Source organism: Romboutsia ilealis, assembly GCF_900015215.1.
GTDB lineage: Bacteria > Bacillota > Clostridia > Peptostreptococcales > Peptostreptococcaceae > Romboutsia > Romboutsia ilealis.
In genome coordinates this window covers 1,137,242-1,163,567 of the sequence record NZ_LN555523.1, presented here as the reverse complement: position 1 = coordinate 1,163,567, position 26,326 = coordinate 1,137,242, and the positions used below count along the sequence as shown (strand labels likewise).

The window sequence follows — 26,326 nt, the reverse complement described above, 5'->3', positions numbered from 1 at the left end:
TTAATATAGATACTTATAATATAGTGAGTTAAAATGAACCTTTATAACTTGTTTTAAATCTATAAATTAAAATGTTTTTATTATTAGACATAAAATATATAGTTTTATGCCAAAAAATTAAAACATAGTATTTTCAAAGTGTATATGTCTAATTTTATATTTTATGTCAGTTTTATGTCAGATATTTTTATTTTTTTATTTTTAAATTATGTTATAATAAATACATAATTGTTATAAAATGGAGGAATAAAATGAGCTTTGCTTTTATAAGAAAAAGAAGTAAAAACTATATAGTTTATTTAGAATATAAAGATGAAAACAGTGGTAAAAAAATACAAAAAAATATGGGTTCTTTTGAAAAGAAAAGAGATGCATCTAGAAAGTTAAATGAATTAAAAGATAGTATATTTAACGATGAATTAATACTTCCGAATGCTCTAAATTTAGAAAATTTTTTAATTGATTTCTTAGATAAACATAAGATAAATTTATCTATTACAACATATAATTGTTATCTTAGAATATGCAAAAAATATATAATACCTATGTTAGGAAAATATAAATTAGAAGAATTAAAAGCTATACATGTGCAAAACTATGTTGATGATTTAGTAGGTATCTTAGCTCCTCAAACTATAAAGATACATATAAATATTTTAAACTTAGCATTAAAAAAAGCATACAGATTAAGATTAATAAAAGAAAACATAATTGATTGTATAGAAGTTCCAAAAGTAAAAAAGTTTAAAAATAATATCTACAATAAAACTAATATGTTCAAACTTCTTCAAGTTTGTAAAGGAACTCCATTAGAGTTACAGATTTATTTAGCCTGTGGACTAGGCCTTAGAATCTCGGAAGTTTTGGGTTTAACTTGGGATAATATAGATTTTAACGAAAATACAATAACTATAAATAAAATAACCGTTAGAGATAATAATTCTGTAATACTAAAAAATCCTAAGACAGAAAGTTCCGAAAGAACAATATCTGCTCCTAAAGAAATAATAAATCTATTAAGAGAACATAAAAGAAATCAGTTAGAGGATAAACTAAAGGGTAAGATAAAGAATCATTTAAACTTACTATTCTTTGATAAAAATGAAAATCCTATAGCTCAAGACGTATTAAGTAAAAAGTTTAATAGATTTCTTAAGGATAATAATTTGGATCATATAAGATTTCATGATCTTAGACACTCTCATGTTACACTGCTTATAAATTCAAAAGTACCAATTAAAGTAATTTCAGAAAGGGTTGGACACTCAAACATTAATACCACTCTTAATATATATGCTCATACATTAAAAGAAATGGATTCTGAAGCTAGTGATAAAATATCAGAAATTTTATTTAATTTAGGATAAAAGTGAAAAATAAAGACCTTTTAAATTCGATTTTAAAGGGTCTTTATTTTATTTATAGACTAATAGTATTCATTTTAGGTTAAACTTCTTATAATCGATTTTAATAATATTAAGCTAAAATTTATAAATTATATTTGAAAAATAGTTTAATTACACAAATAAATATAAACTAAATTAATGTATTCCGTTTATAGTAGAATTTATAACATAAAATGAATTAGTTTTTAAAATCATTATAAGAATGATTAATTTAGATTGTATTTATTTAATTAAAGAAATTAAAATAGCATTCAATTAAAGTATATTTTTTATAAAGTAATATTTCACCTTCTATATCTTATTACACATAATACACAAATGTTAAGATTTATGTAATTTATTCTTACGGTTTCTTATTATAAATTACCTACTCTTTTTATATTTATAGTTTTAGTACTTTGTTTTAATTTGTAAAAATATGCTAAAATTTCGAAGTATTATATTCGGTTTTAAGAAGTTTTAAAAAGTTTTTAATATAATATATCTAAAAAATGATAAAAACGCTTAAAAATGAATTAAATGTGTTTTATTGTAATTATGATAAAAAATAGCTTTATAATTTTAAAATAATTAAATTATGTAAACTTAGCTTTAATTATTACTCTTTATAAGCATATTCATAGTTGCAAATATTTTTTAATTAAATATATAAATAATAGATGATTAATTTAATAGACGGAATTATATGAGTTATTATGTTAATATAAATTGATTAAAGATTATATCCTTTGACTTAAAAAAGATATGTTTATTTTCATGATGAAAAAGATATGACGCTCGCTACTACTTCGGTCACATCCGTTGCTAAAAAAATGAAGCTAATTATTTAAGTTTAGCTTCATTTTTATTTTATACTATAGACTTTTCTAATTTACTAAGTGCATAATTTAATGTATTTTCTATATTCCCATTATTTTTTCCTCCACCTTGAGCCATGAAAGGTGTTCCACCACCATTACCATCAATTAACTTTATTGAATCCTTTAATAGATTATTAATCTTAACATCTAAATTTTTAGATGATGCATATACTAAGTTTGCCTTATCATCATTTATTACAGCTAGTAACACTATAAAGTTATCATTTTCTATAATTTTAGATGCAACCTTAGATATGTACTTCATAGATTTATCAGTGTATATGTTTTTTATGATAGAGATATTATTTATTTTAGTGCTTTCATTTATCATATCTTTTATTTCGTAATCTGATACAATAGCTTCTAACCTTTTATTTTCATTTGAAATCTCTTGAACTCTATCATTTATATTAGCTATTCCTTTAATAACCTCTTCTTCTCCAGATTTTAAATACTTACAAATGTCATTTAGAATTAAATCTCTTTTTAGTATATAGTCTATTGCTCTTTTTCCAGCAAAAAATTCTATTCTAGTGTTTCCTCTATTTTTTTCCCATCTTTTTATCTTTATTAATCTTAAATCTAATGTAGATTTTGGATGTACACCACAACAAGCATTAGAATCTAAGTCTCCAATTTTTACTATTCTTATTTCATTAGTAGTATCTGGTAAGTCTCTTCTTATCCATATCTTTTTTAAATCTTTTTTAGATGGAGTTAATACTTCAAGTTTTATATCATTAGATATCATTTCATTAGCAAATTGCTCTGCTTTTCTTATTTGATCTTCAGTTAATATTCCTTGTATATCAACTGTACTAGACTCCTTTCCTAAATGAAAAGAAACTGTATTTAATTTAAATAAAGTGTAAAAGCATCCAGATAGTACATGCTGAGCAAAGTGTTGATGCATACCATCTTCTCTTCTGCTCCAATCTATCTCACACTTAACTTTATGTATTTTTATAGGCTTTTTTTCTAAAACATGATAAACTTTATTTTCTTTTTCATAAACATCTATAACTGGATGAACATCTATTTTTCCTAAATCACAAAACTGACCTCCACCACCAGGGAAGAATGCTGTTTTATCAAGTAAGACATGAAATTGATTATTTACTTCTAAAATCTCTATAATTTCAGCTGTAAACTCTTTTATATATTGATCAATATAGTATAATTTCTCCATAAAGTATCTCCTTTTCTCGGGTTTTAACTGTATTTTACACTATTTGGATAAAAATATAAATATTTTATACTACAAAAAGACAATTTTATTAAAAATATAGCACTTTACCTTATTTTATAATTCTAAAAGTTATTTTACTTAAAAAAATAAAGTAAAATGCTATTCTTTCAACTGGACCTACTTAAAAAAATAAAGTTAGTGTGTTTTATAAAAATATATAATTACCCTTACTTTATAATAATTTTTTTATTTTAAATATTATAATTCCGCACAATACTATGATAAACATAATTCCTATAGTTAAAGGATATCCGTAATATAAGTTTAGTTCTGGCATAAATTTAAAGTTCATACCATATATACCTGTAATTATAGTAAGTGGAGCTGAAATAGCTGTTAAAAGTGTAAGTTTTGTTATTATGTCATTTGTTTGTTCAGCAACCTTAGAGGAATATATATCTAGTAATTTATCAGCTAATTCTCTAGTTGAAAGTGCAAAACTATATAATTTATCAATACCAAAATCTATACTTTGTAAATTATCTAAATTGGATTTTTTCATATCACTATATTTAAGATATCTAAAATTATCTTTTAGTATCCTATCCCCTAAGTATAGAAGTGGTCTTATATTTTTTACTAAGGTTCTAGTTAGACTTCTTATATAATTTATTTTTAGAATATGTTCATCATCTGTACCTTCCATAATTTCATCTTCTAAATCTAATATCATATCTTCTACCTTTTCTAAATTTTCAAATTCGTGTATAATTATATTTTTTATTATAAGATAACTTATCTTATAAAGGCTACTAGAATTATAATGTTTTTGAAGCTTTGAATTATTAAGAATCATACTTTTTATATAATCATATAAGAAATTATCCTCTTCACATATAACTAATATAAAATTATCTGATAAGTACATATTTACTTCTTCAATTTTAGCTTCATTACCACTAAGTTCACATGTATTAAGACTTAAAAAGTCATAGTTATCAAATAAATCAAGTTTTATATTTTCATCAAATTCAAGGCAATCATTAAAAGTTATTTCATCTATATCTAAAATATCTTTAAGTAATTTTAGTTCACAAGCTGTACTTAAAATAAGGTATGGATAAATTTTACTATAAAAATCTTCTTTAAAATGCTCTATTATTTCTGTGGTTTTTAAATTTAATATATACATAGTTATCACCCTTTATATTATTAGCTAAATGATAAGTTTAAATTCTGATATAAATAAAAGAGAGTATACTCTACTCTCTTTCATTTATTTTATTAGTTTACGTATAGGATTGAGAACTATATTATAAGTTTTCTCAAAAAATTTATAAGAAAGCATATATGTAACTAATAATGGACTAATTATAATTATTAAGTTTGTAAGAAGACTTTTATTCCATGAAGGTATAAGATAGAATATTATAAGTATAATATAAGTGTGAAAAACATATATATACATAGTTGATTTTCCAATATGAGTAAAAAATGTTTTGCTAGTTGGTATTATATATGATATAAATAAGCTTAATAATATACTGCTAATATAAAGTAATATTCTAGATATTATACCTATGTAAATACTGATACCAAGCTCTTTATAAGAATGAGATCCATATAAAAATCGATAATCCAAAATATTTTTATTAGCTATAAAAAATGAAATGATTATAAATATAAGTATTCCAAATATACATATACCTATGTTAACCTTATTAAATATATATTTTATCTTTTCTATATCTGTATAATATCCTAATAAAAAAAAAGGTAAAAAAACTATAGTTCTTGAAAATGATAGTATAGACCCATTTGGTATAAATCCAATTAAAATTCCTAATATAAAGCTAATAGGAAGTATATATTTAATTTTTATTAGGTATTTAAGTGAACTTCTCCAAAAAAATAAACTAAGTAAAAACCATAAGGTCCATCCTGGATATATTATAGGTAAATTAACTTCTCCAGTATATAGATATGCTAGTGCGTACCATATAATATTTAGGAAAATATATGGTATTAATAAATCCTTTAGAAAAATTTTCTTACTCTTATTTACATTTTTAGATAAGTATCCAGAGATATAAATAAACAAAGGCATATGAAAAATATATATAAACATATATATAGCCATTAATGTATCGCTAGTGTCGATGTATCTTTCTATTAAATGACCAAATACAACTAGAAATATAAGTACTACTTTTATGTTATCTATAAAATGTCTTTTATTAGTAATAGGCATTAGTTCACCTCATCTCAAATGATTTTTTCTAAAAATTCAAAAATGTATTTTGAATATTCATTACCATTTCCTCTTACTATATCTATTGTATCTTCATGCTCAGCATCTTTTATTATTTTTAAATAAGAATTATTGTTTACTTTTTTTAAATTATTTATAAATGATTTTGAGTTTTCTATATCTATTAGTGTATCACTATCACCATGTATACAAAGAGTATTTATAGTGGAGTTTTTATTTATTAGATTTATAGGATTACAATTATCAGTATTACTTTTATATACATACCTCTTTATTAACCTTTTAGATCTGTTTGAGCTACACTTATTAAAATCTAAAACTCCAGATATGGATATAAAACCTTTTAAAAGAGAAGTATCTATTTTATAATCATTTTGCCTTTTTGTATCAAAAGCTAAGTGAGATGATATTTCTGCACCAGCTGAGTAACCTCCAACTACTATACCATTATCATTTTCGTTGTTTTTTATATAATGTTTAAGAGCTTTAAATGCATCTTCTACCTGAATAGGATATCTATAATTAGGCACTAATCTATATCCCACCAATACTACTGTATATCCATGTTTAAAAAAGTATTTTCCAACTCCACTATATAAAGATGGGCTACCTTGCCACCAACCGCCTCCATGAACAAAAAATATTGTAGGTTTATCATTATTTCGTTTATATACCTTATAGTATTGCTTTTTATTACTCCCATAATTTACATTTGTGCATTTTATATTTATATCTTTTGCATATGCATACCTTAGCATTCTATATACATTTTTTATTTTCCTCTTAATCATATAATATCATCCACCCTTAATAAAATAAATTAAAATAAAAGACATGAATTAAATAAAACTCATGTCTTTATTATATATTATCGTATTATATATTATGCTTGTTTAAATAAATTACAATGATTCTATAAAACTTATTACATCTTCAATTATCCAATCAGGTGTAGAAGCTCCTGCTGTAACTCCTATTAAGTTGAATTTATTTAATTTATCTATATCTAAATCTTCTTTAGTTTCTATTGCAAAAGTAGGTACTTGTTCTTTACATATATTTACTAGTTTTTGAGTATTAGAACTATGTTTTCCACCTATAACTATCATACAATCCACATCAACAGATAATTCTTTAGCTGCTTGTTGTCTTGTTTTTGTTGCAGAACAGATAGTATTCTTAAAAGTTATATTATCTAATTTTTTAGATAGTATATTTACTATTTCATTATATAATTCTAAATTTAGTGTAGTTTGAGCTACAAGGCAATATTTACTGTTATTATCTAAGTTTAAGCTATTTACATCATCAATAGATTTTACTATAAGTGCTGAATTTTCACACCAACCATTTATACCTATTATTTCAGGATGGTTTTTATCTCCAATTATTATTATTTTATATCCTTTTTCATAAAATTCATTTACTATATTGTGGATTTTTTTTACGAATGGACATGTTGTATCTATTATATTTAAATTATTAGAATTAGCTTTATCGTAAATATCTCTAGATACACCATGAGATCTTATTACTACACTTTTATCATTAGGAATATCATTAATAGTATCTACAGTTAAAAGCCCTTTATCTTCGTACCTTTGTACAGCTTGCTTGTTATGAATAAGTGGACCTAAAGCATATATATCAGAATTTAATTCTAATTCATCCCATGCCATTTTCATAGCTCTTTTAACACCAAAACAAAATCCTGCCTCTTTAGCTATTTTTACGTTCATATTTCATATCTCCCTAAAATTAAAATATTATTATTTAGAGTGTATATAGTAATTTTCTTTTATTACTTCTAATACATTCTGTGATAATCTTTCATTTTCCTCTGAAGTAAGCTTTTGTTTATAATATTCTTCAAATGAAATTGGTTTATCTATATATACAGTTACTCTATTAAATAACTTATAATTAGATATTATAGATATAGGTACAACTTGTGCTTTTCCTTTTATTGCAAACATAGAAAGTCCAGCTTTAGCTTTACCAAATCCAGGCTCTTTAATTCTTGTTCCTTCAGGAAATATACCTAATACATATCCATCTTTTATAGCCTTTAGAATATTTTTTATAGTTGATATATCTGGTTTTTCTCTATTTATAGGAATAACATTTAATTTTTTTAAAATATATGCTAATGGTTTTATCTTAAAAAGTTCTTTTTTTGCAATAGCTGCAACTTCTCTATTTTCTATTGCTGCTGCTAAAAATATAGGATCTAGATTAGATTTGTGATTTGCAGCAATTATTATATTACCTTCATCAGGTATATTTTCTGCACCTATAACCTTATATTTGTAAAATATATTCACAAAACATTTAAAAGCTTTTGTTACAAATTTATAAAAACTCACTTTTATCTCCCTTCAATTATTAAAGTTATAAAGTGACATAAATCACTTTATAACTTTAATATATTATATGTTTATTTTAGATAGTACAGATTGAACTACTTCATTTATACTCTTTCCTGTAGTATCTATTTCTATAGCATCATCTGCCTTAACAAGCGGTGCAAATTCTCTGTTTGAATCAATTTCATCTCTTTTTATTATATCATTTATTATTTCTTCAAGATTTACATCATATCCTTTATTAACTAACTCTTTATATCTTCTTTTTCCTCTTTCCTCTGGTGTTGCTACTAAGAAAAATTTATAATCTGCATTTGGAAATACATAAGAACCTATGTCTCTTCCATCTAATATAACTGAATTTATTTTTCCTATATTTCTTTGAACATCTACCATAAGGTATCTTACTTCTTTAATTTTTGCTACATTAGAAACATTATTACTAACTTCCATTGTTCTTATTTCGTCTTTTAATATTTCTCCATTTAAATATATATTATTGTCTTTAAAGTCTATTTCACAATCTTTAGCTATCTTTATAACTTCTTCTTCATTATTTATATCTATATTATTTTGAAGGCATTTGTATGTTATTGCTCTATACATAGCTCCAGTATCTATATAGTTTATATTTAATTTCTCTGCTATTAATTTTGCTATTGTACTTTTACCTGCTCCTGCTGGTCCATCTACTGCTATTACTAAGTTTTTCATTTTTTATCTCCTCTTAGTTATCTATTAAATCTTTTCTTAAGTTTTTTGCGTTATTTAAGTAAATATGCTTTATATCAGCTTTAGTTTTCTCAGTATTTATATACATCATAACTCTTATACATTTACTTAAACTTCCTTGTATATGTTTTTCTTCATAATTTAACATAGGTATATCATGTATGTCTAAAATCTCTCTGACAGCTACAGCTGGATATACAGCATCTAAATCCTTTGTCATAGTAAAACACATACTTATAATATCTTCATTATTTAATTCATTTTTTAATATTATTGTTTCTATTAGTTTAGAAGTTTCTTTTAATATTTCTTCTTTATTATTAGAAGTTACAGTTGTTGCACCTCTTATTGCTAATACTTTCATATTAATCACCTATACACTTATTCCAGCAAGATACCCTGTTGAAAAAGCTATTTGTAAATTATATCCGCCAGTCTCAGCGTCTACATCTATTACTTCCCCTGTAAAAAATAGATTTTCTATTAATTTTGATTCCATAGTAGAAGAGTTTATTTCTTTTACAGATACTCCACCACTTGTGACTTGAGAAGCTTTTATACCAATACTTCCATTGCAAGTTAGCTTCATACTTTTTATACACTCTACTATTTTTAATTCATCACTCTTTGATAATTCATTAGCTTTTTTATCAGTTAAATCTAATAAATTGAATATTTCCTTTAAAAAGTTTTGAGGTAGTAATCCTTTTAGATTATTAATTACATTTTTGTTAGGATTTTCTCTTATAAGTTTAGATATTTCATCGCTATTAATACTAGGTAAAAAGTCTAAACTTATTTCTAACTCATTTTCATCTATATATTTATTTATATATGACGAAAACTTTAATACTGCTGGTCCTGTTAATCCAAAATGGGCAAACAACATATCTCCAACTTGACTTATCTTTTTCTTTTTTATTTTACAAGAAATTTCAACGTTTTTCATAGAAATACCTTGTAAATTTTTGATAAAGCTTTCTTTAACTGTAAGTGGTATTAATGCTGGATATATTTTATTTATGGTATGTCCATATTTTTTTAATATTTCATACATCATACCATCAGATCCAGTGTTTGGATAGCTTTTTCCACCTGTTGATATTATAACTTTATCTGCTAGTATAGTTTGGTTATTTTCTGTTTTAACTCCTATAACAGTATTATTTTCTATTATAAGATCAACAACTTTAGTATTATATAGTATTTTTACTTTATTAGCTTTTAAATCTGACTTTAGAGCTATTATTACTTCTTCTGATTTATCTGACTTTGTATATACTTTATGGTCGTTAGCAGTTTCAATTTTATATTCTAAATTATTTTCTTCGAAGTATGATAATAAATCTTTGTTAGTAAAGCTATAAAAACTACTATATAAAAACTTTTTATTATTTACAACTTTATCAAAAAAATCTTCAATATCTCTGTTGTTAGTTATATTACATCTGCCACCACCAGTAAGTAAAAGCTTTCTTCCTAACTCTCCATTTCGTTCTAATAATATAACTTCATGATTAGACTTTGATGCATTAAGAGCAGCCATCATTCCAGATGGGCCACCTCCAACTACTATAATTTTAGACATTTATTTACTCCTATTCTAATGCTGAGTTATTTAATTTCTCATTATTTTTTATATGACTAGTATCATTCATCTTTATTATTACTGGGCCATAATTTCTACACTCTACTATATTAAGAGCGGTATTATCTTGTTTTATTCTATATATATTTTCCATTCCAGAGTTTAAGAATGAAAGTAACATAACTCTCACTGTAACAGAGTGGCTAACTAGTAAAATATGTTTATTATCATATTTTTCATTTAATTCTTTTATAAAGGCATCTACTCTATCTTTTATAATATGAAGAGTCTCACCATTAGGTATATCTGCTAAGTGAGGTTGATTTCTCCAAGTTTCATATGTTTTTGCATGATCCTTTTTTATTTCATCTATTAAAAGACCTTCCCAGTCACCAAATCCCATTTCTCTTAAAGACTTAGTTTGATTAACCTTAACACCTATTTGATCACCAACAATTTCAGCAGTTTGAACTGCTCTGCCTAAATCACTACTATATATATAGTCTATAGGATATTCTTTTATGGCTTTTGCTAACTCAAATGCTTGTTCTTCTCCTTTTTGAGTTAAATCTGAATTTCCATGACCTTGAGTTTTGCCTAATATATTCCAGTTTGTCTGTCCATGTCTTACTATGTAAAAAGTATTTGCCAACTTTATGACCTCCTCAAGTGTATATTATTTATTTTTAACTTTCATCTAAAAATTTATTATACCATAAATATGCATTATATAAGAATACCCATAAAATAATCTATCTAATAATATTTTTGAGCAACAGATGTATCCGTAGTGGTAGTAAGGATATATCGTTGGCGAAATAAGAGAAGCGAATTATATATATATTAAGAGTTTTAATGGAAAAAATTAATAAAAATATTGATATTTCAATGCTATCTAGTTTTTTATTTTCTTATAATATTAATTTAAAAAACTTAACTCTACTACTAAATTAAAAAAAGCATCTCTAGATTATTAAAATCTATTGAGATGCTTTTTAGTTTCTATTTAACTTCTACTTTAATATTATCATCTTCTCCATCAATAATAATATTACATCCACTATAAATTTCGCCTGCTATCATCTTTTTAGCAATTATAGTTTCAAGTGTGTTACTTATATATCTTTTTAATGGTCTAGCACCGTATACTGGGTCATAACCTTCTTTAGCCATAACTTCTTTAGCTGAGTCAGTTACTTCTATACCTATATTTTTGTCTTTTAATCTTTTTCTAAGAGCATTTACAAATATATCTATTATTTGTTTAATTCCTTCCATATCTAAAGGTTTAAACATTATTATATCATCAACTCTATTTAAAAATTCTGGTTTGAATCTATGTTTCATTTCATTCATAACTAAATCTTTAGTTGATTCAGTTATATTTTCTCCTGCTTCTAATAAATACTGACTTCCTATATTTGATGTCATTATTATAAGAGTATTTTTAAAGTCTACAGTCTTACCTTTATTATCTGTAAGTCTACCATCGTCTAGTATTTGTAAGAATATATTAAACACATCTTCATGTGCTTTTTCTATTTCATCAAATAAAATTACAGAGTATGGATGTCTTCTTACAGCTTCTGTTAATTGTCCTCCCTCTTCATATCCTACATATCCTGGAGGAGGTCCTATAAGTCTAGATACAGCATGTTTTTCCATATATTCTGACATATCTATTCTTATTATATTCTCTTCGCTATCAAATAAGTTATTAGCTAAAGTTTTAGCAAGCTCTGTTTTACCAACTCCTGTAGGTCCTAGGAATATAAATGAACCGATTGGTTTATTTTCATCTTTAAGACCTGCACGAGCACGTATTACTGCATTTGATACTGCTGTTACAGCTTCATCTTGACCTATTACTCTTTTATGAAGTTCCTCTTCTAATTTAAGAAGTTTTTCTCTTTCTCCTTCAACTAATTTAGTAACAGGTATTCCTGTCCATTTAGCAACTATTTGAGATATTTCATTTTCTGTTACTTCTTCTTTTAATAATGCATTATCGTAACTTTCCTGCATTTTCAATTCATGTTCTTTTATTTGTTCTTCTAATTTAGGTATTACACCGTATTTTATTTCAGCAGCTTTATTTAAATCATATTCTCTTTCAAACTTTTCTACATTTCCTTTAGCTTCATCAAGTTGAGATTTTAAGTTCTTTATTTCAAGTATTTGTTTTTTCTCTTTTTCATATTTAGCACTCATCTCATCATTTTTAGACTTAAGTTCTGATATTTCTTTTGCTAATTTTTCTAGTCTATTTTTACTTTTTTCATCATTTTCTTTTAATAAAGCTTCTCTTTCTGTTTCTAGTGTAAATAGTTTTCTTCTTACTGTATCTAGCTCTGTTGGAAGAGAATCTATTTCACTTCTAATCATAGCCCCTGCTTCATCTATTAAGTCAATTGCTTTATCTGGTAAGAATCTATCTTGTATATATCTATCTGATAACTTAGCAGCTGCAACTATTGCATTATCATGTATTCTTACTCCGTGATGTATTTCAAATCTCTCTTTAAGTCCTCTTAATATAGATATAGTATCAGCTACAGTAGGTTCTTCTGCTATAACTGGTTGGAAACGTCTTTCTAGTGCTTTATCTTTTTCTATATATTGTCTATATTCATCAAAAGTTGTAGCTCCTATACAGTTTAACTCTCCACGTGCAAGCATTGGCTTTATAAGGTTTCCTGCATCCATAGCACCATCAGTTTTACCAGCACCTACTATTGTGTGTATTTCATCTATAAATAGTATTATCTTTCCATCAGATGATTGAACTTCTTTAAGTACTGCTTTTAATCTTTCTTCAAATTCCCCTCTATATTTAGCACCAGCAATTAAAGAACCCATATCTAATGCATATATTATTTTGTCCTTTAAACCTTCTGGAACATCTCCACGAACTATTCTTTCTGCTAATCCTTCAACTATAGCTGTTTTACCAACACCAGGCTCTCCTATAAGAACTGGATTATTTTTAGTTCTTCTTGATAATATTCTTATAACTCTTCTTATTTCTTCATCTCTACCTATAACAGGGTCTAGCTTATTCTTTTTAGCAAGTTCAACTAAATTAGTTCCATATCTAGCTAATGCTTCATAAGTCCCTTCTGGGTCTTGTGTTTCAACTCTTTGACTACCTCTTACTTGAGATAATACTTTTAAGAAGTCATTTTTATTTATATTATATTGTTTTAAAATTCTTCCTACTGCATTATTAGATTCCATATCCATAATAGCAAGCATAACATGTTCTACACTTATATAACTATCTTTAAATTCTTTTGATATTTCTTCTGCTTTTATTAAAACTTCATTTATTCTTCTTGTAGCTGTTACTCCTTGAGAACTTATTCCCTCACCATGTATTTGAGGTAATTTTTTTAATTCTAAATCTATACTACTTTTTAAAGCATCTACCGATACATTCATTTTATCAAATATATTAGGAATAAGCCCATCTTCTTGATTTACAAGTGCACTAAATAGATGTATTACATCTAACTGTTGATTGTGATTTTTTACAGCTATGCTATAAGCATCATTTAATGACTTTTGAACTCTAACCGTCATTTTTTCTATATCCATAAAATATACCTCCATCAATTTATATATAAAATCTATTACTTATTATGCTAAAAATTTAAAATAATAAAAGTATTTTCATATTATTATCACTCTATAAGTTCGAGTGCTAATAACTTTATATTAACTATATACTTCCATTATTAATTTGTCAATTATATATGCAATTTTATTTTATGGTAAATGTAGTTAAATTATTTATAATATATAACAATTTTTCTTATTATAAGATAGTTTTAATATAAAATGTAAGCTTTATATTTATAAAGAATATCTAGAACTTATTTTGGTTAAATTATTAATGTAAATTAACCAAAGCATAGGAGGATATTATGTCAAAACAAAATTTAAATAATAAAGGAAGAAAAGAACCTAAACTAGCTAAAAATGTAGCTAAGTCTAGTTTAGAAATAGGAGAAGAACTAAATATAGAGCCAAGATTAAGACCTGCTAAAACAGGTTCTGTAAGCCAAAATACATCAAGACCTATTAAACCTAGAAAAAAATAATAATAATAAATAAAATGGACTTAAGTATATAACTTAAGTCCATTTATATAGTTTATGAAATAATCATAAATATAAAGTGAGCAGACATTCCTGCACAAATTCCACCTATAGTATGAGCTAATATAGCTTTACCTGTAAGTTCCCTTGCATTTAATGCATCCATCATACCTACATGAGTACTTAAATATCCACTCCAACACATACCCATAGCTGTAAATACTGCTATATCATTAGGTGTTATTATACCATCTGTTATAAACTGAGGAACTAAACTCATTGCAGCTCCTACTGCACCTAAAGATGTTATTGGAAAGGCTATAGCTTCAGCTGATTTAAATCCAAATAATGGTTCTAATATAAATCTAAGTTTTTCTCCAAGTATAGGAAGTAGTCCAATTCCTTCGTATGCAGCTCCTGTATAGATAGCTTCTCCTGTAGTTGGATCAGTGCTTGCTCCAAATGTTAAAAGCATAACCAATGTACATACAACTAATACTCCAGGTATTATAGCAAGTCCAAGTTCAACTCCACTTTTACCACCTTCAAGCATAGCATCTAATGCTCTTTGGAATATACTCCCTTCTCTTGTTGATCTATTTTCTTCAACCGTACTTGATTTTAAATCACACTCATCATCACATACATCATTTTTATAAAACTTTTTAGTAAAATGTAACATCATCCTAACACTTACTATACTACCAATTATAGCTCCTAAATTTCCTATTAAAGCAGGTAATACATATTTTTCACCTTGAGATATCATAAATGTTGTTACGATAAGACCCATACCAAAAGATGTACCGATATTACATAAGGCAGGAATTTGATATTTTTTAAAGTATTTCGTAAAAGACTTATCCTTACTAAATGATATTATTGCTGGATTATCAGATAAGTAGGTAGTTATTGCTCCAGCAATACTTGCACCAGGTAATCCATATAACGGCTTCATAAAAATAGCAAATAGTTTATTTAAAAGTGAGATTACTCCAAATTCTGAAAGTAGTGAACTAAATGCTCCTGCAAGGACAGCCATTGCCATTATTAGAAATACTGTATTTAAAAGCAAATCATGAGCAGTATTCATTATAACCTTAAACATTATACCAGCACCCATAATATTAGCAACATAACAAAATCCAAAAATTAAAATACCTAAAAATATAAATGCTTCTATATCATAGGATATCTTAGCAGATTTTGTTTTTTGAGTCGATATACTTTTTTCCATATAATATCCTCCATTTATAAATTTTTTTAAAATTTCAATGCTTTTAATATTTTATATTATACACTACAATTCGTCAAAAAACACCAATAACTTCGAAATAAAAATATATATTACTAATATTATTTTCTATTATTTCTAAGCATTTACATATAATAAAAAGCCTTGTAATTTACAAGGCTTTTTATTATGAATTCATTATCTTTTTCTCTCTTATCTTGTTTTTTAAAAAATCACTTAATTCTTCAATGCCTCTATTATCCTTACAAGATACTTCAAATACTTTAATATCTTTATTTAACATACGTATATCTCTATAGAATTCATTTATATCAAAATTAGTATGGTCTATAATATCTAATTTATTTAGTATAACTACAGATGCACTTTTAAACATTAATGGATACTTAAAAGGTTTATCATTTCCCTCAGTTGTGCTCATAACTACTATTTTCATATCTTCACTTAAATCATATTCCTCTGGAAATGCTAAGTTACCTATGTTTTCTATAGCTAAAAAATCTAATTTATTTATATCTAAGTTATTAAGTGATGTTGAAATCATACTAGCATCTAAGTAACATAGACCTCCAGTATTAAGTTGAATTACATCTATATTATGCTTTTCTATCCTCATTGCATCTTTTGCAGTGTATAAATCTCCTTGGATAACTGCCATATTATAATGTTTTTTAATGTTTTCTATTAATTTTTCAAGTAAACATGTTTTCCCAGAACCAGGAGATCCCAATAAATTTATAGTAAAGATTTGTTTCTCGTTTAATAACTTTCTATTTTCATTTGCAAGTTCATTATTATTTACAGGTATATTTTTTTCTACTATTATTTGTTTCATAATATCCTCCCTCACTTATCAAAGCTTTAATAGACTTATACTTCATATATATTTATGTATTAAGTAAAAATCAATATTCTTTCTATATATTTATGTATTAATAAAAGTCAATATTCTTTTTATATATTATGTACACAAATTTATTTTTTAGAATAATATAATACTAGTACTACATTATAGGGGGTGACTTCATGTTACAATCGTTGTTATTGGTTTTTTCTTTATGCTTAGATACTTTTGTAGCTAGTATTGCTTATGGTACAGATAAAATAAAAATACCCTTTTATTCTTCAATTATAATAAACTTAGTTTGTTCGTCATTTCTAGGTATTGCTCTGTTTTTAGGAGATTTATTGAATAATTTTATACCTATTAATGTGGCTACCTATCTTAGCTTTTTTCTTTTATTAGGACTTGGTATATATAGAGTATTTGAAGTATTTTGTAAAAAGTATATAAGAAAGTTTTCCAATAAAGATAAACCTCTTACTTTTAAAATTTTTGACTTTAAATTTGTCCTTCAAATTTATGCAGATGAAATAAAGGCTGATTATGATAATTCTAAATTACTTAGCGCTAAAGAAGCTTTTTATTTAGCAATTGCTCTTTCATTAGATAGTTTAGCAGTTGGTTTTGGTAGCGGATTGGGATATGTAAATTATGCTCAGGTTATAATTCTTTGCTTTTTAGTTGGTATAGTTAGTTTGCTATTAGGAAGTCAGTTAGGAAGACGCTTTGCTAATATAATAAATGTAAACTTATCTTGGATATCTGGTGTACTTCTTATTATATTAGCATTTATAAGAACTTTTTAAACTTTAAACCTATTATATATATTAATGTATAATAGGTTTTTTCTATAATTTACAACTAAAACTAAATATATATTAAATGGAAAACATTATTTTTGAATTAGTTCATTATTTTTATGATTTTGATTTATCAAAAGTTGATATAATAGTATGTGAATAAAAATAAGAAAGCTTAATTAAAGCTCTCTTATTTTAAATAGTCTATTATTCCACATTCTAGGTTATACAACTTATTAAATCCTTCCATAGCTAATAAGTTGCATGCTGTAATACTTCTATGTCCACTTCTGCAATAAATTACTATATCTTTATCATTATGATCTTGTAGTTCATCTATATTATATAGTAAATCTTGTAACGGTATATTTATTGATGTTTCTATATTAATTTCTTCAAATTCATCTTCACTTCTTACATCTATTAATAATATATTTTCATTATTTTTTATTAACTCTTTTAATTCATTGCTACTTATATTTTTATAGCTCACTAAAATCACCTCGCCCAACTTAGTATACCATCTTTATACCCTACTTTTATACCAATTACCCAAATTTTTTTAATAAAATAAAATATATCAGTAAATAATATATTATATCAAAATTTAAAAAGGAGATATTTATATATGGCAAATTATACTGGTGTTGTAAAATGGTTTGATAATGATAGAGGATATGGTTTTATATCTGCAAATGATGGAAATGATGTTTTTGTACATTATTCAAATGTAAAAGAAAATGGACATGATAAGGATTTACACGAAGGTGAAGAAGTATCATTTGATGTAGTTGATGCTCCTAAAGGTCTTTCTGCTATAAATGTATCTAAGTTATAAATTAAAATATTTTTTTGAAAATGTCAGTTAATTGTCAGTTTAAAAATAACTAACAATTTTATCCATATAGTTATCGACAACTCCAATACCAGGTATATTTTACCTGGTATTATCATTTTATTATAAACTTTCTCACTGTATATATTTATAACGCACCACCTTTTGAAAAATAAAAGAGCTAGAAATTAATCTAGCCCCTTTTGAAATGTTTCTTTTAACCTTTAAGATGTTTTATTTAATTTTATTCGCATCTACATTATTTCCTGTAGATACATCTTTAAATCCAGCAAATCGCCTAGTTTTAGGAAGATCAAAGTTAAAAATTTTACTTCCTAATACTACACTATAACTATAATTTTCTTCAATCCAAAGTTCTTCAAGCACTCTTTCTTTACTTGAAGGTTCTATTTCATATATAGCTTCAAATCTATTGCATTCACTCGATATTTGTTTTATTGTTTCAGAAATAGATGCATTTATTTGTTGTTCAAATGCTAACTTTACCACGTCAACCGGAACAGATACACTTGCCTTAGTTGTAGAATCTAATACTTCAACCTTAGAATAATCAACTTCATGTCTTATTTCACTACACACATTAATTTGGACCTTAGTATTGGGAGATATAGTGTATCTTCCCCCAGATAAATTTACTACTTTCAATTTAGGCGCAGATATATCCTTTGGGTATATTACTACCTTCTTTTTTTATTTTTATATAATCTAAAAACCATCCACTTCCAGCATACATACAGTCACTTTTAAGATATATAGTATGTATATCCCCATAGTCGCCCTCTAAGTTAATAGAAAATTTATCTATTTGATCTCTTTCATATGCATTTCCTTTTATGTGTCCATTTGTTCTAAACATGAAAGATTTTCCTAAGTCTCCTTGTAATTGAAGAAATATATTAGAATCTGTTCCTCCTAAATATATATCCCCCGTATGAACAGTAAAGTTGTATGTTGCCATAAATTACCTCCCAATTTCGAATTATAATCTTTATATGTTATTAAATTAGTTAATAATTTGAAACTTGTCTAAATAAAAAACTTATTAAAGTTCTAGTGTAGCATTTTGATTATTGAAATCTTCTGGATATAATAAAAAAAAGAACCCTATTTCTAGAGTTCTATATGCTTTTATATACTTTGATAATGATTGTAATTTATATAATAAAATATTCGAGATTTATTCAAATATTCCTTTTTTATTTCCTTCTAACTAAATTTTTTAAATAAAAAGGTTCCTTACTATCTTACCAATTAAACAATTTATAGTCTACTTTACCTTAACAGCCTTTTTTCTCTTCATTGAGCTATTATATTTTTATAATCAAATAATTTACCTTCTGTTTTTCTAAATAATTCATTGTATTAATCATAAGGGTTTTTAATTATTTTAAGAAACCAGCTTCTTCATTTGTCATAATTTTACTAGATAAACATAATGGACACTTTATATCTTCCTTAGTATAATCTATCTCATATATTTGACCACATATAGCACATCTAAATTTGCATAAAGTAGTACATTTAGGCTCATCATTTACACTAATATCTATAATATTAATTTCATCTTTATCTATAAGTGCCTTAGTTACTTTTTCTCTTGCTTTATTTAATATATCATTATATTCTTTAACGCTTATACTCATTATACTTGCACATTTTTTATCATTAAAATTATTTATATCCTTTAACTCAAGTGCCTTGAGTTCAATAGTTGTCAATTCAACTTTCATACTCAACGACCTCCTTTTATACATATATTAATATATGTATAAAATTTGGGTAATTGTGTATTTACTTATGAATTTTTATGTATAGATATTTTTGAGCTATTTAAACTAATCGCTTCTTCTTGTAAGTTATATAAAAGATTTTTTAAGTCCCAGTTAATTGATGTTTCTGTTACTGTGGCTAATAAAGGTCTTTGTACTTTTAATTTTTTTAAATTATCAGATACAGCACTAATCTTTCTACTTTCTATGTTATTAAATATAATAGCTCTACTATTTATTTTTTCCTTACTATCTTCTAATAAGTTATCATTTAATATATCTTTTATAGGAGTATTTAAATTGTCGTTTTTTAATATAATAATATCACTTATTCCACTTAATCTAAATACACTCTTTATTTTAATTAACTCTTTATTATTAAAATTAAATACTAATGCACAACTCCTAGATTCTGTAGTATCTAACTCCTTTAAATTTTTAAATGTCATATTAAACACATCCCTTCATTTTATAATTACCTAACATCTTTTGATTTAAAACATATATTTTAAAATTCATTTAATTTGTCGTGCTAATTAATTATTTTTCTAAGTAAAGTAATCAAATTATGCAAAAAAGAATGTCCTATGAAAGATTACTAGTTGTAATTTTTATTCAAATACTAATCTTTTTATTTTAGATATAGAATCTTCATATACCATTAATTTATTAAAAATGGTATATGATAACTAAAACTTTTATTGAAGTTTTAGTTATAAGCTCTAACATTGATTTACTTTTTACTTTATTCAAATTTAATTGTTATGCCAATGAATAAAAACTAGCTTCTATCCTTCTTCTAATTTTAAATATCAATTTTCTTATATCCTTGGGATAATTATAGTTACTATTTCTGTGCTTTCTGAATATTGTACCTGTTATTTTATCATTTTACAGTAAAATTTTCTAATATTTAAATGATTTATTACACTAATGATATCAAAATATATGTTTATATTGTTAATTTATTTTAATGCTATTAATAATCCGGTTTTATAACTAGTTAATCTGTTGTGCTAGTTATTTTGCTAAACATATTGAAATTACTGTATAAAGTTTTTGAACTATCAAACTATAGTTTACTAGGCTCTAGTATTTTCAATAATCATATTTAACTAGACTTTTGAGTTGGCATATTATAATCAACACCTTTTCTCTAGTATTTTCAATAATCATATTTAACTATCACAACGAGTTAGTTAATATAAAACTATAATCTGAATACTGACAAAATGAATAGTTTTTAAAATTTACATACCACATAGTTAATATAAAACTTACCTATCAAATCAATGTTAGGTATTCTAATTGCTATTTACATACCACATAGTTAATATAAAACGATATAAGGTTCTTACAGTACCACCTACGTTAACTTGATTTACATACCACATAGTTAATATAAAACGAGTTGCACCTGCTATCACTCTTACTTGCATGTTAGGTATTTACATACCACATAGTTAATATAAAACTGTTATATCTGATTGTATAGATGCTTTAATAGACGGATTTACATACCACATAGTTAATATAAAACTCAAACCTTATAAGACTACAATGAATGTCAAATAATGATTTACATACCACATAGTTAATATAAAACTGTATTTAGTAAAAGCGGAGCAGGTAATTTAACACCGATTTACATACCACATAGTTAATATAAAACGGTGTTGTAGTAGATGCTATAATATGCGACCCTCCTTAATTTACATACCACATAGTTAATATAAAACATGTTCACTTTTAAGCACATTTATAGATACAGTCTTTATTTACATACCACATAGTTAATATAAAACAAAGTAGCAGGTCAAATGGCTACTGATACAAAGTTAAATTTACATACCACATAGTTAATATAAAACCAGTTTCTTCCATACTAATACCAAGTGTGCCTGCAACATTTACATACCACATAGTTAATATAAAACTATGTAAATCGTATCCTATGTGAGATATGATATCGTCATTTACATACCACATAGTTAATATAAAACAAATAAAGTCTTTAACATTTTGGGAAAGATATGAAATGATTTACATACCACATAGTTAATATAAAACCATTATCATTTCCGCTATTTCCACCATTGTCTGGTACATTTACATACCACATAGTTAATATAAAACTACCTTCATCATTTCTGGCAACTTTAAATGGTGCATCATTTACATACCACATAGTTAATATAAAACTTTAGAGAAATCTGCAAACTCCTCTGCATTTATAGACAATTTACATACCACATAGTTAATATAAAACTCTGTTCTTAATTCATCATTTGTTTCATCTAATAGTTATTTACATACCACATAGTTAATATAAAACCTCCTTTATCAGCTTTTAACTTGAACCATATGGAAGAATTTACATACCACATAGTTAATATAAAACACTTTCTTGCCTTCTACTAAATGCCAATTCCAATAAGCATTTACATACCACATAGTTAATATAAAACAATCGAAACGAAAATAATTGATGATGTATTTATGATAATTTACATACCACATAGTTAATATAAAACACTGGTGTCGCTTGTATGAACACAAACAGAAAATTTATATTTACATACCACATAGTTAATATAAAACCTCAAGTTGTAGATTGGAACAGCTTTGATGATATACTATTTACATACCACATAGTTAATATAAAACGTGTAGTTTGTATGTTTACATTTATATTACTGTTACTAATTTACATACCACATAGTTAATATAAAACTTGTTTTATTTCGTCACTCTCTATCACGTTTAATACGATTTACATACCACATAGTTAATATAAAACGAGATAGCCATTGACCCACATAATTCCACACATTGAATTTACATACCACATAGTTAATATAAAACTTACAATACTAGCAACTAGAACCAGACATGTTATAATATTTACATACCACATAGTTAATATAAAACGTATTTACAAGTGAAGAAAATACAAAAGTTGCAACTATTTACATACCACATAGTTAATATAAAACGTACAGGCGATAAAATAGTTAATTTATCTTCTTGATAATTTACATACCACATAGTTAATATAAAACTTTCAGTTAGTTTATCAACTATTTTATCGTTGGAAGAATTTACATACCACATAGTTAATATAAAACTAAGAGATTTAGGTGCAAGTTGGAGATGGATATTTAGATTTACATACCACATAGTTAATATAAAACAATTTCTCTAAATTTCCATCTCTATCTAGTATCACTTGATTTACATACCACATAGTTAATATAAAACTTGATTTATTCTATTTCTAAGGTACTTACTCAAAGGTGATTTACATACCACATAGTTAATATAAAACCAGTTTTTGGTAGACATCACTCGCACTCCCACTTTCATATTTACATACCACATAGTTAATATAAAACCTGCTCCGACTTTTGGAAATGCACTAAATAAATTAGATTTACATACCACATAGTTAATATAAAACTACTAATGGTGCTATGATAGTAGGTAAGATATCCTCATTTACATACCACATAGTTAATATAAAACATAATAGATAGAATAAATAAAGATATAAAATACCTAAATTTACATACCACATAGTTAATATAAAACTTGCGTCAGTTCTTCCTACGTCACTAAAACCAATAGAATTTACATACCACATAGTTAATATAAAACTTTATTCAATGTTAATTTAAGACTTCTATCTGTAACATTTACATACCACATAGTTAATATAAAACTAGTTTGGAGGAATTTATACATAGTTAATTTATTATATATTTACATACCACATAGTTAATATAAAACGTTTATCTTTCCAGTTTATTTTTCTCCACTCAATTTTATTTACATACCACATAGTTAATATAAAACTAGCAGTACCACCAAAAGTTACTAATTTCTCCCCTATATTTACATACCACATAGTTAATATAAAACAAGAAAGTTCTACTAATGTTCCTTTATATGTGTGTAGATTTACATACCACATAGTTAATATAAAACTTAGATCCAAATTCTAAAGATAGGGGGGTTAAATGTAATTTACATACCACATAGTTAATATAAAACTTTTTAAAGATGTACCTGCTATTAATCCTGCTATTCTATTTACATACCACATAGTTAATATAAAACATCACAAGATTTTTCAGCATTAACAAGTGAACATATTGATTTACATACCACATAGTTAATATAAAACTAGTTAAATTATCAGATACTACTTTTACTATTAAGTGATTTACATACCACATAGTTAATATAAAACAACATTGAATGCTTGAAATTTCAATAGTTTTAAAATAATTTACATACCACATAGTTAATATAAAACATAGAATGAAGAACAATAGATTAGATGAAGTTAAAATATTTACATACCACATAGTTAATATAAAACTTTTAAATTCTTTTCCACATCTACATTTAAAAGTCAAATTTACATACCACATAGTTAATATAAAACGATTGTCATACTATTTTGTACAAAAAGATAAATCATCAATTTACATACCACATAGTTAATATAAAACGTTGCAACAGATTTAGATATATTAGGAGTTAAAAAACATTTACATACCACATAGTTAATATAAAACTTTTGTAATAAACATTGTATGATTAATGGTGATTATAATTTACATACCACATAGTTAATATAAAACTATATGATATTAATTGTAAAAATGATTTCAAATATAATATTTACATACCACATAGTTAATATAAAACTTTTTATTCCTAAGTCATAACACATCTTTTCCTTTGTATTTACATACCACATAGTTAATATAAAACTGTAGCGAGTGCAAATATGAAGCTTATAAGGAACTTTTATTTACATACCACATAGTTAATATAAAACCTTCCAATAAATTGTTTGCATAATTTTCTTCGTTTTGATTTACATACCACATAGTTAATATAAAACAAACAGAGAGTTATATAACGAATTAACAAAATAAGAAAATTTACATACCACATAGTTAATATAAAACACAAATTAAGTTTGCCGAGTTGGGTTATTGAAACTTTATTTACATACCACATAGTTAATATAAAACGAAAACACGTTGAAAACTTATGCCAGTATGTAACTAAATTTACATACCACATAGTTAATATAAAACTTTTGATACTGTAACTTATGCTTCAAGGCTTGATAGTATTTACATACCACATAGTTAATATAAAACCAAGGATAGAAAGAGAGTTTTTAAAAGCAAAAGAAAAATTTACATACCACATAGTTAATATAAAACTCTTAAATAACGTAGTTAATAAGTTTAATAGTGGTAATTTACATACCACATAGTTAATATAAAACATTATAGTATGAGTATGGCTAATGTATTAGAAGCTATATTTACATACCACATAGTTAATATAAAACCTGAAACCTTGTCTATTACTTTGTTATGTTCTATTACCATTTACATACCACATAGTTAATATAAAACAGTTAGGGTTAGTTACTGATGATGATTATACCCTTGAATTTACATACCACATAGTTAATATAAAACAACTATAACTTCTGATAAATTAGTTATAGATGAAATAATTTACATACCACATAGTTAATATAAAACTGAAATTCGTATTAGAACTTAGTGTGGGGATAAACTTATTTACATACCACATAGTTAATATAAAACGTTCTAGTGCAACTAAGGATGTTTCAGTAACTATAAAATTTACATACCACATAGTTAATATAAAACCTTGCTTATGAATATCTGCTAGAGCGAATAATTTACGATTTACATACCACATAGTTAATATAAAACACGTTTAAATGTTGAGATTGTCTTGTATTTGCCAATGATTTACATACCACATAGTTAATATAAAACCCCAATTTTTAAAATTCTCTATACATTGAAATCTCTAGAGTTTAATTAAAATAGTCTAAATTTTTCACTTTATTTTGCAGTAAAGTTGCAATAAGGAAAGTAATAATTATATAAATATTACTTCAATTACACTATTTATAATGCTTACATACAATTTTATCATATATATCGCTCACTGCAAACTATAAAAACATCTCATCAAAACTCTTATGCACACCATATAACTTCTTCTCAATATTTTTAGGATTCTTAATCTCATAAACATATATAGAATCCATTTTTTTGTCTATAATACTTTCTATCTCACTCATACACTTATGTAATTTACTATCTGTTATCTCACCTTCAAATACAGAATTTTGAGTCCAAGTTAAGTATTTTTTTAGTATCTTTCTTGTCCTATTAAGTGGCTTTCCTTCTACAATATCATAAGTTACTATAACAAACAT

The 26,326-nt window shown here is 25.1% G+C and carries 23 protein-coding genes, 1 pseudogene and 1 CRISPR repeat array; of the genes and pseudogenes, 4 read left to right on the top strand and 20 right to left on the bottom strand.

Going from position 1 to position 26,326, the window contains the following annotated elements; all coding sequences use genetic code 11:
* Positions 1-251: 251 nt before the first annotated feature.
* The gene (locus CRIB_RS05510) at positions 252-1,367 is read left to right on the top strand and encodes a tyrosine-type recombinase/integrase (protein WP_180703524.1); all 1,116 of its coding nucleotides are present in this window, start codon (positions 252-254) and stop codon (positions 1,365-1,367) included.
* An 888-nt stretch (positions 1,368-2,255) separates the two neighbouring features.
* Here CRIB_RS05510 and CRIB_RS05505 read toward each other — a convergent pair.
* From CRIB_RS05505 to clpB, 11 genes are all read right to left on the bottom strand, one after another.
* Positions 2,256-3,455: an alanyl-tRNA editing protein gene (locus CRIB_RS05505; protein WP_180703523.1), complete on the bottom strand. Its 1,200-nt coding sequence runs from the start codon at positions 3,453-3,455 to the stop codon at positions 2,256-2,258.
* 232 nt (positions 3,456-3,687) lie between these two features.
* Positions 3,688-4,647 carry a magnesium transporter CorA family protein gene (locus CRIB_RS05500; protein WP_180703522.1) on the bottom strand — a complete coding sequence of 320 codons (960 nt, stop codon included), beginning with the start codon at positions 4,645-4,647 and terminating at the stop codon, positions 3,688-3,690.
* A gap of 84 nt (positions 4,648-4,731) precedes the next feature.
* Complete coding sequence (locus CRIB_RS05495) at positions 4,732-5,706, bottom strand: acyltransferase family protein (protein ID WP_180703521.1); 975 nt, start codon at positions 5,704-5,706, stop codon at positions 4,732-4,734.
* Positions 5,707-5,720: 14 nt separating this feature from the next.
* Positions 5,721-6,518 (bottom strand): alpha/beta hydrolase, encoded by a 798-nt coding sequence (locus CRIB_RS05490; RefSeq protein ID WP_180703520.1) that lies wholly within the window; start codon positions 6,516-6,518, stop codon positions 5,721-5,723.
* A 111-nt stretch (positions 6,519-6,629) separates the two neighbouring features.
* Positions 6,630-7,466 carry a 4-hydroxy-3-methylbut-2-enyl diphosphate reductase gene (locus CRIB_RS05485; RefSeq protein WP_180703519.1) on the bottom strand — a complete coding sequence of 279 codons (837 nt, stop codon included), beginning with the start codon at positions 7,464-7,466 and terminating at the stop codon, positions 6,630-6,632.
* A gap of 30 nt (positions 7,467-7,496) precedes the next feature.
* Positions 7,497-8,093, bottom strand: a complete 597-nt coding sequence (locus tag CRIB_RS05480) for a lysophospholipid acyltransferase family protein (protein WP_180703518.1) — start codon at positions 8,091-8,093, stop codon at positions 7,497-7,499.
* 63 nt (positions 8,094-8,156) lie between these two features.
* A complete protein-coding gene (gene cmk / locus CRIB_RS05475) occupies positions 8,157-8,807 on the bottom strand; it encodes a (d)CMP kinase (protein WP_180703517.1) in 651 nt (216 codons plus the stop codon).
* A gap of 13 nt (positions 8,808-8,820) precedes the next feature.
* Complete coding sequence (aroH, locus tag CRIB_RS05470; RefSeq protein ID WP_180703516.1) at positions 8,821-9,189, bottom strand: chorismate mutase; 369 nt, start codon at positions 9,187-9,189, stop codon at positions 8,821-8,823.
* 9 nt (positions 9,190-9,198) lie between these two features.
* A complete protein-coding gene (locus CRIB_RS05465) occupies positions 9,199-10,413 on the bottom strand; it encodes a BaiN/RdsA family NAD(P)/FAD-dependent oxidoreductase (RefSeq protein WP_180703515.1) in 1,215 nt (404 codons plus the stop codon).
* A 10-nt stretch (positions 10,414-10,423) separates the two neighbouring features.
* Positions 10,424-11,065, bottom strand: coding sequence for a histidine phosphatase family protein (locus CRIB_RS05460; RefSeq protein ID WP_180703514.1), 642 nt, complete (start codon positions 11,063-11,065; stop codon positions 10,424-10,426).
* 350 nt (positions 11,066-11,415) lie between these two features.
* A complete protein-coding gene (gene clpB / locus CRIB_RS05455; RefSeq protein WP_180703513.1) occupies positions 11,416-14,010 on the bottom strand; it encodes an ATP-dependent chaperone ClpB in 2,595 nt (864 codons plus the stop codon).
* A 329-nt stretch (positions 14,011-14,339) separates the two neighbouring features.
* Here clpB and CRIB_RS05450 point away from each other — a divergent pair, with 329 nt between their 5' ends.
* A complete protein-coding gene (locus CRIB_RS05450; protein ID WP_180703512.1) occupies positions 14,340-14,516 on the top strand; it encodes a hypothetical protein in 177 nt (58 codons plus the stop codon).
* Positions 14,517-14,568: 52 nt separating this feature from the next.
* Here CRIB_RS05450 and CRIB_RS05445 read toward each other — a convergent pair whose 3' ends face one another.
* Together CRIB_RS05445 and hypB are read right to left on the bottom strand one after the other, a co-directional pair.
* Positions 14,569-15,750 (bottom strand): CD0519/CD1768 family membrane protein, encoded by a 1,182-nt coding sequence (locus CRIB_RS05445; protein WP_180703511.1) that lies wholly within the window; start codon positions 15,748-15,750, stop codon positions 14,569-14,571.
* A 184-nt stretch (positions 15,751-15,934) separates the two neighbouring features.
* Positions 15,935-16,603, bottom strand: a complete 669-nt coding sequence (gene hypB / locus CRIB_RS05440) for a hydrogenase nickel incorporation protein HypB (RefSeq protein WP_180703510.1) — start codon at positions 16,601-16,603, stop codon at positions 15,935-15,937.
* Positions 16,604-16,794: 191 nt separating this feature from the next.
* On the opposite strand from hypB, the gene ytaF reads away from it, so the two are divergent.
* A complete protein-coding gene (gene ytaF, locus CRIB_RS05435) occupies positions 16,795-17,418 on the top strand; it encodes a sporulation membrane protein YtaF (protein WP_180703509.1) in 624 nt (207 codons plus the stop codon).
* Between the two features lie 184 nt (positions 17,419-17,602).
* On the opposite strand, the gene CRIB_RS05430 is transcribed toward ytaF, so the two are convergent.
* Positions 17,603-17,905: a rhodanese-like domain-containing protein gene (locus CRIB_RS05430; RefSeq protein ID WP_180703508.1), complete on the bottom strand. Its 303-nt coding sequence runs from the start codon at positions 17,903-17,905 to the stop codon at positions 17,603-17,605.
* Positions 17,906-18,040: 135 nt separating this feature from the next.
* Between CRIB_RS05430 and CRIB_RS05425 the strand changes: the two genes are divergently transcribed.
* Positions 18,041-18,250, top strand: coding sequence for a cold-shock protein (locus tag CRIB_RS05425; protein ID WP_180703507.1), 210 nt, complete (start codon positions 18,041-18,043; stop codon positions 18,248-18,250).
* Positions 18,251-18,481: 231 nt separating this feature from the next.
* Here CRIB_RS05425 and CRIB_RS05420 read toward each other — a convergent pair whose 3' ends face one another.
* From CRIB_RS05420 to cas2, 6 genes and pseudogenes are all read right to left on the bottom strand, one after another.
* Positions 18,482-18,913, bottom strand: coding sequence for a hypothetical protein (locus tag CRIB_RS05420; protein ID WP_180703506.1), 432 nt, complete (start codon positions 18,911-18,913; stop codon positions 18,482-18,484).
* 1 nt (position 18,914) lies between these two features.
* Complete coding sequence (locus CRIB_RS05415) at positions 18,915-19,226, bottom strand: PLAT/LH2 domain-containing protein (RefSeq protein WP_180703505.1); 312 nt, start codon at positions 19,224-19,226, stop codon at positions 18,915-18,917.
* Between the two features lie 424 nt (positions 19,227-19,650).
* Positions 19,651-19,998 (bottom strand): DUF134 domain-containing protein, encoded by a 348-nt coding sequence (locus tag CRIB_RS05410; protein WP_180703504.1) that lies wholly within the window; start codon positions 19,996-19,998, stop codon positions 19,651-19,653.
* Between the two features lie 65 nt (positions 19,999-20,063).
* On the bottom strand, positions 20,064-20,486 hold the full coding sequence (locus tag CRIB_RS05405) for a DUF3783 domain-containing protein (protein ID WP_180703503.1): 423 nt from the start codon (positions 20,484-20,486) through the stop codon (positions 20,064-20,066).
* A gap of 162 nt (positions 20,487-20,648) precedes the next feature.
* Positions 20,649-20,907: pseudogene (locus CRIB_RS12870) on the bottom strand (IS982 family transposase); the annotation flags it as partial.
* Positions 20,908-21,285: 378 nt separating this feature from the next.
* A CRISPR array of direct repeats spans positions 21,286-25,877; the repeat unit is 29 nt; unit sequence ATTTACATACCACATAGTTAATATAAAAC.
* 182 nt (positions 25,878-26,059) lie between these two features.
* The gene (cas2, locus tag CRIB_RS05400) at positions 26,060-26,326 is read right to left on the bottom strand and encodes a CRISPR-associated endonuclease Cas2 (protein ID WP_180703502.1); all 267 of its coding nucleotides are present in this window, start codon (positions 26,324-26,326) and stop codon (positions 26,060-26,062) included.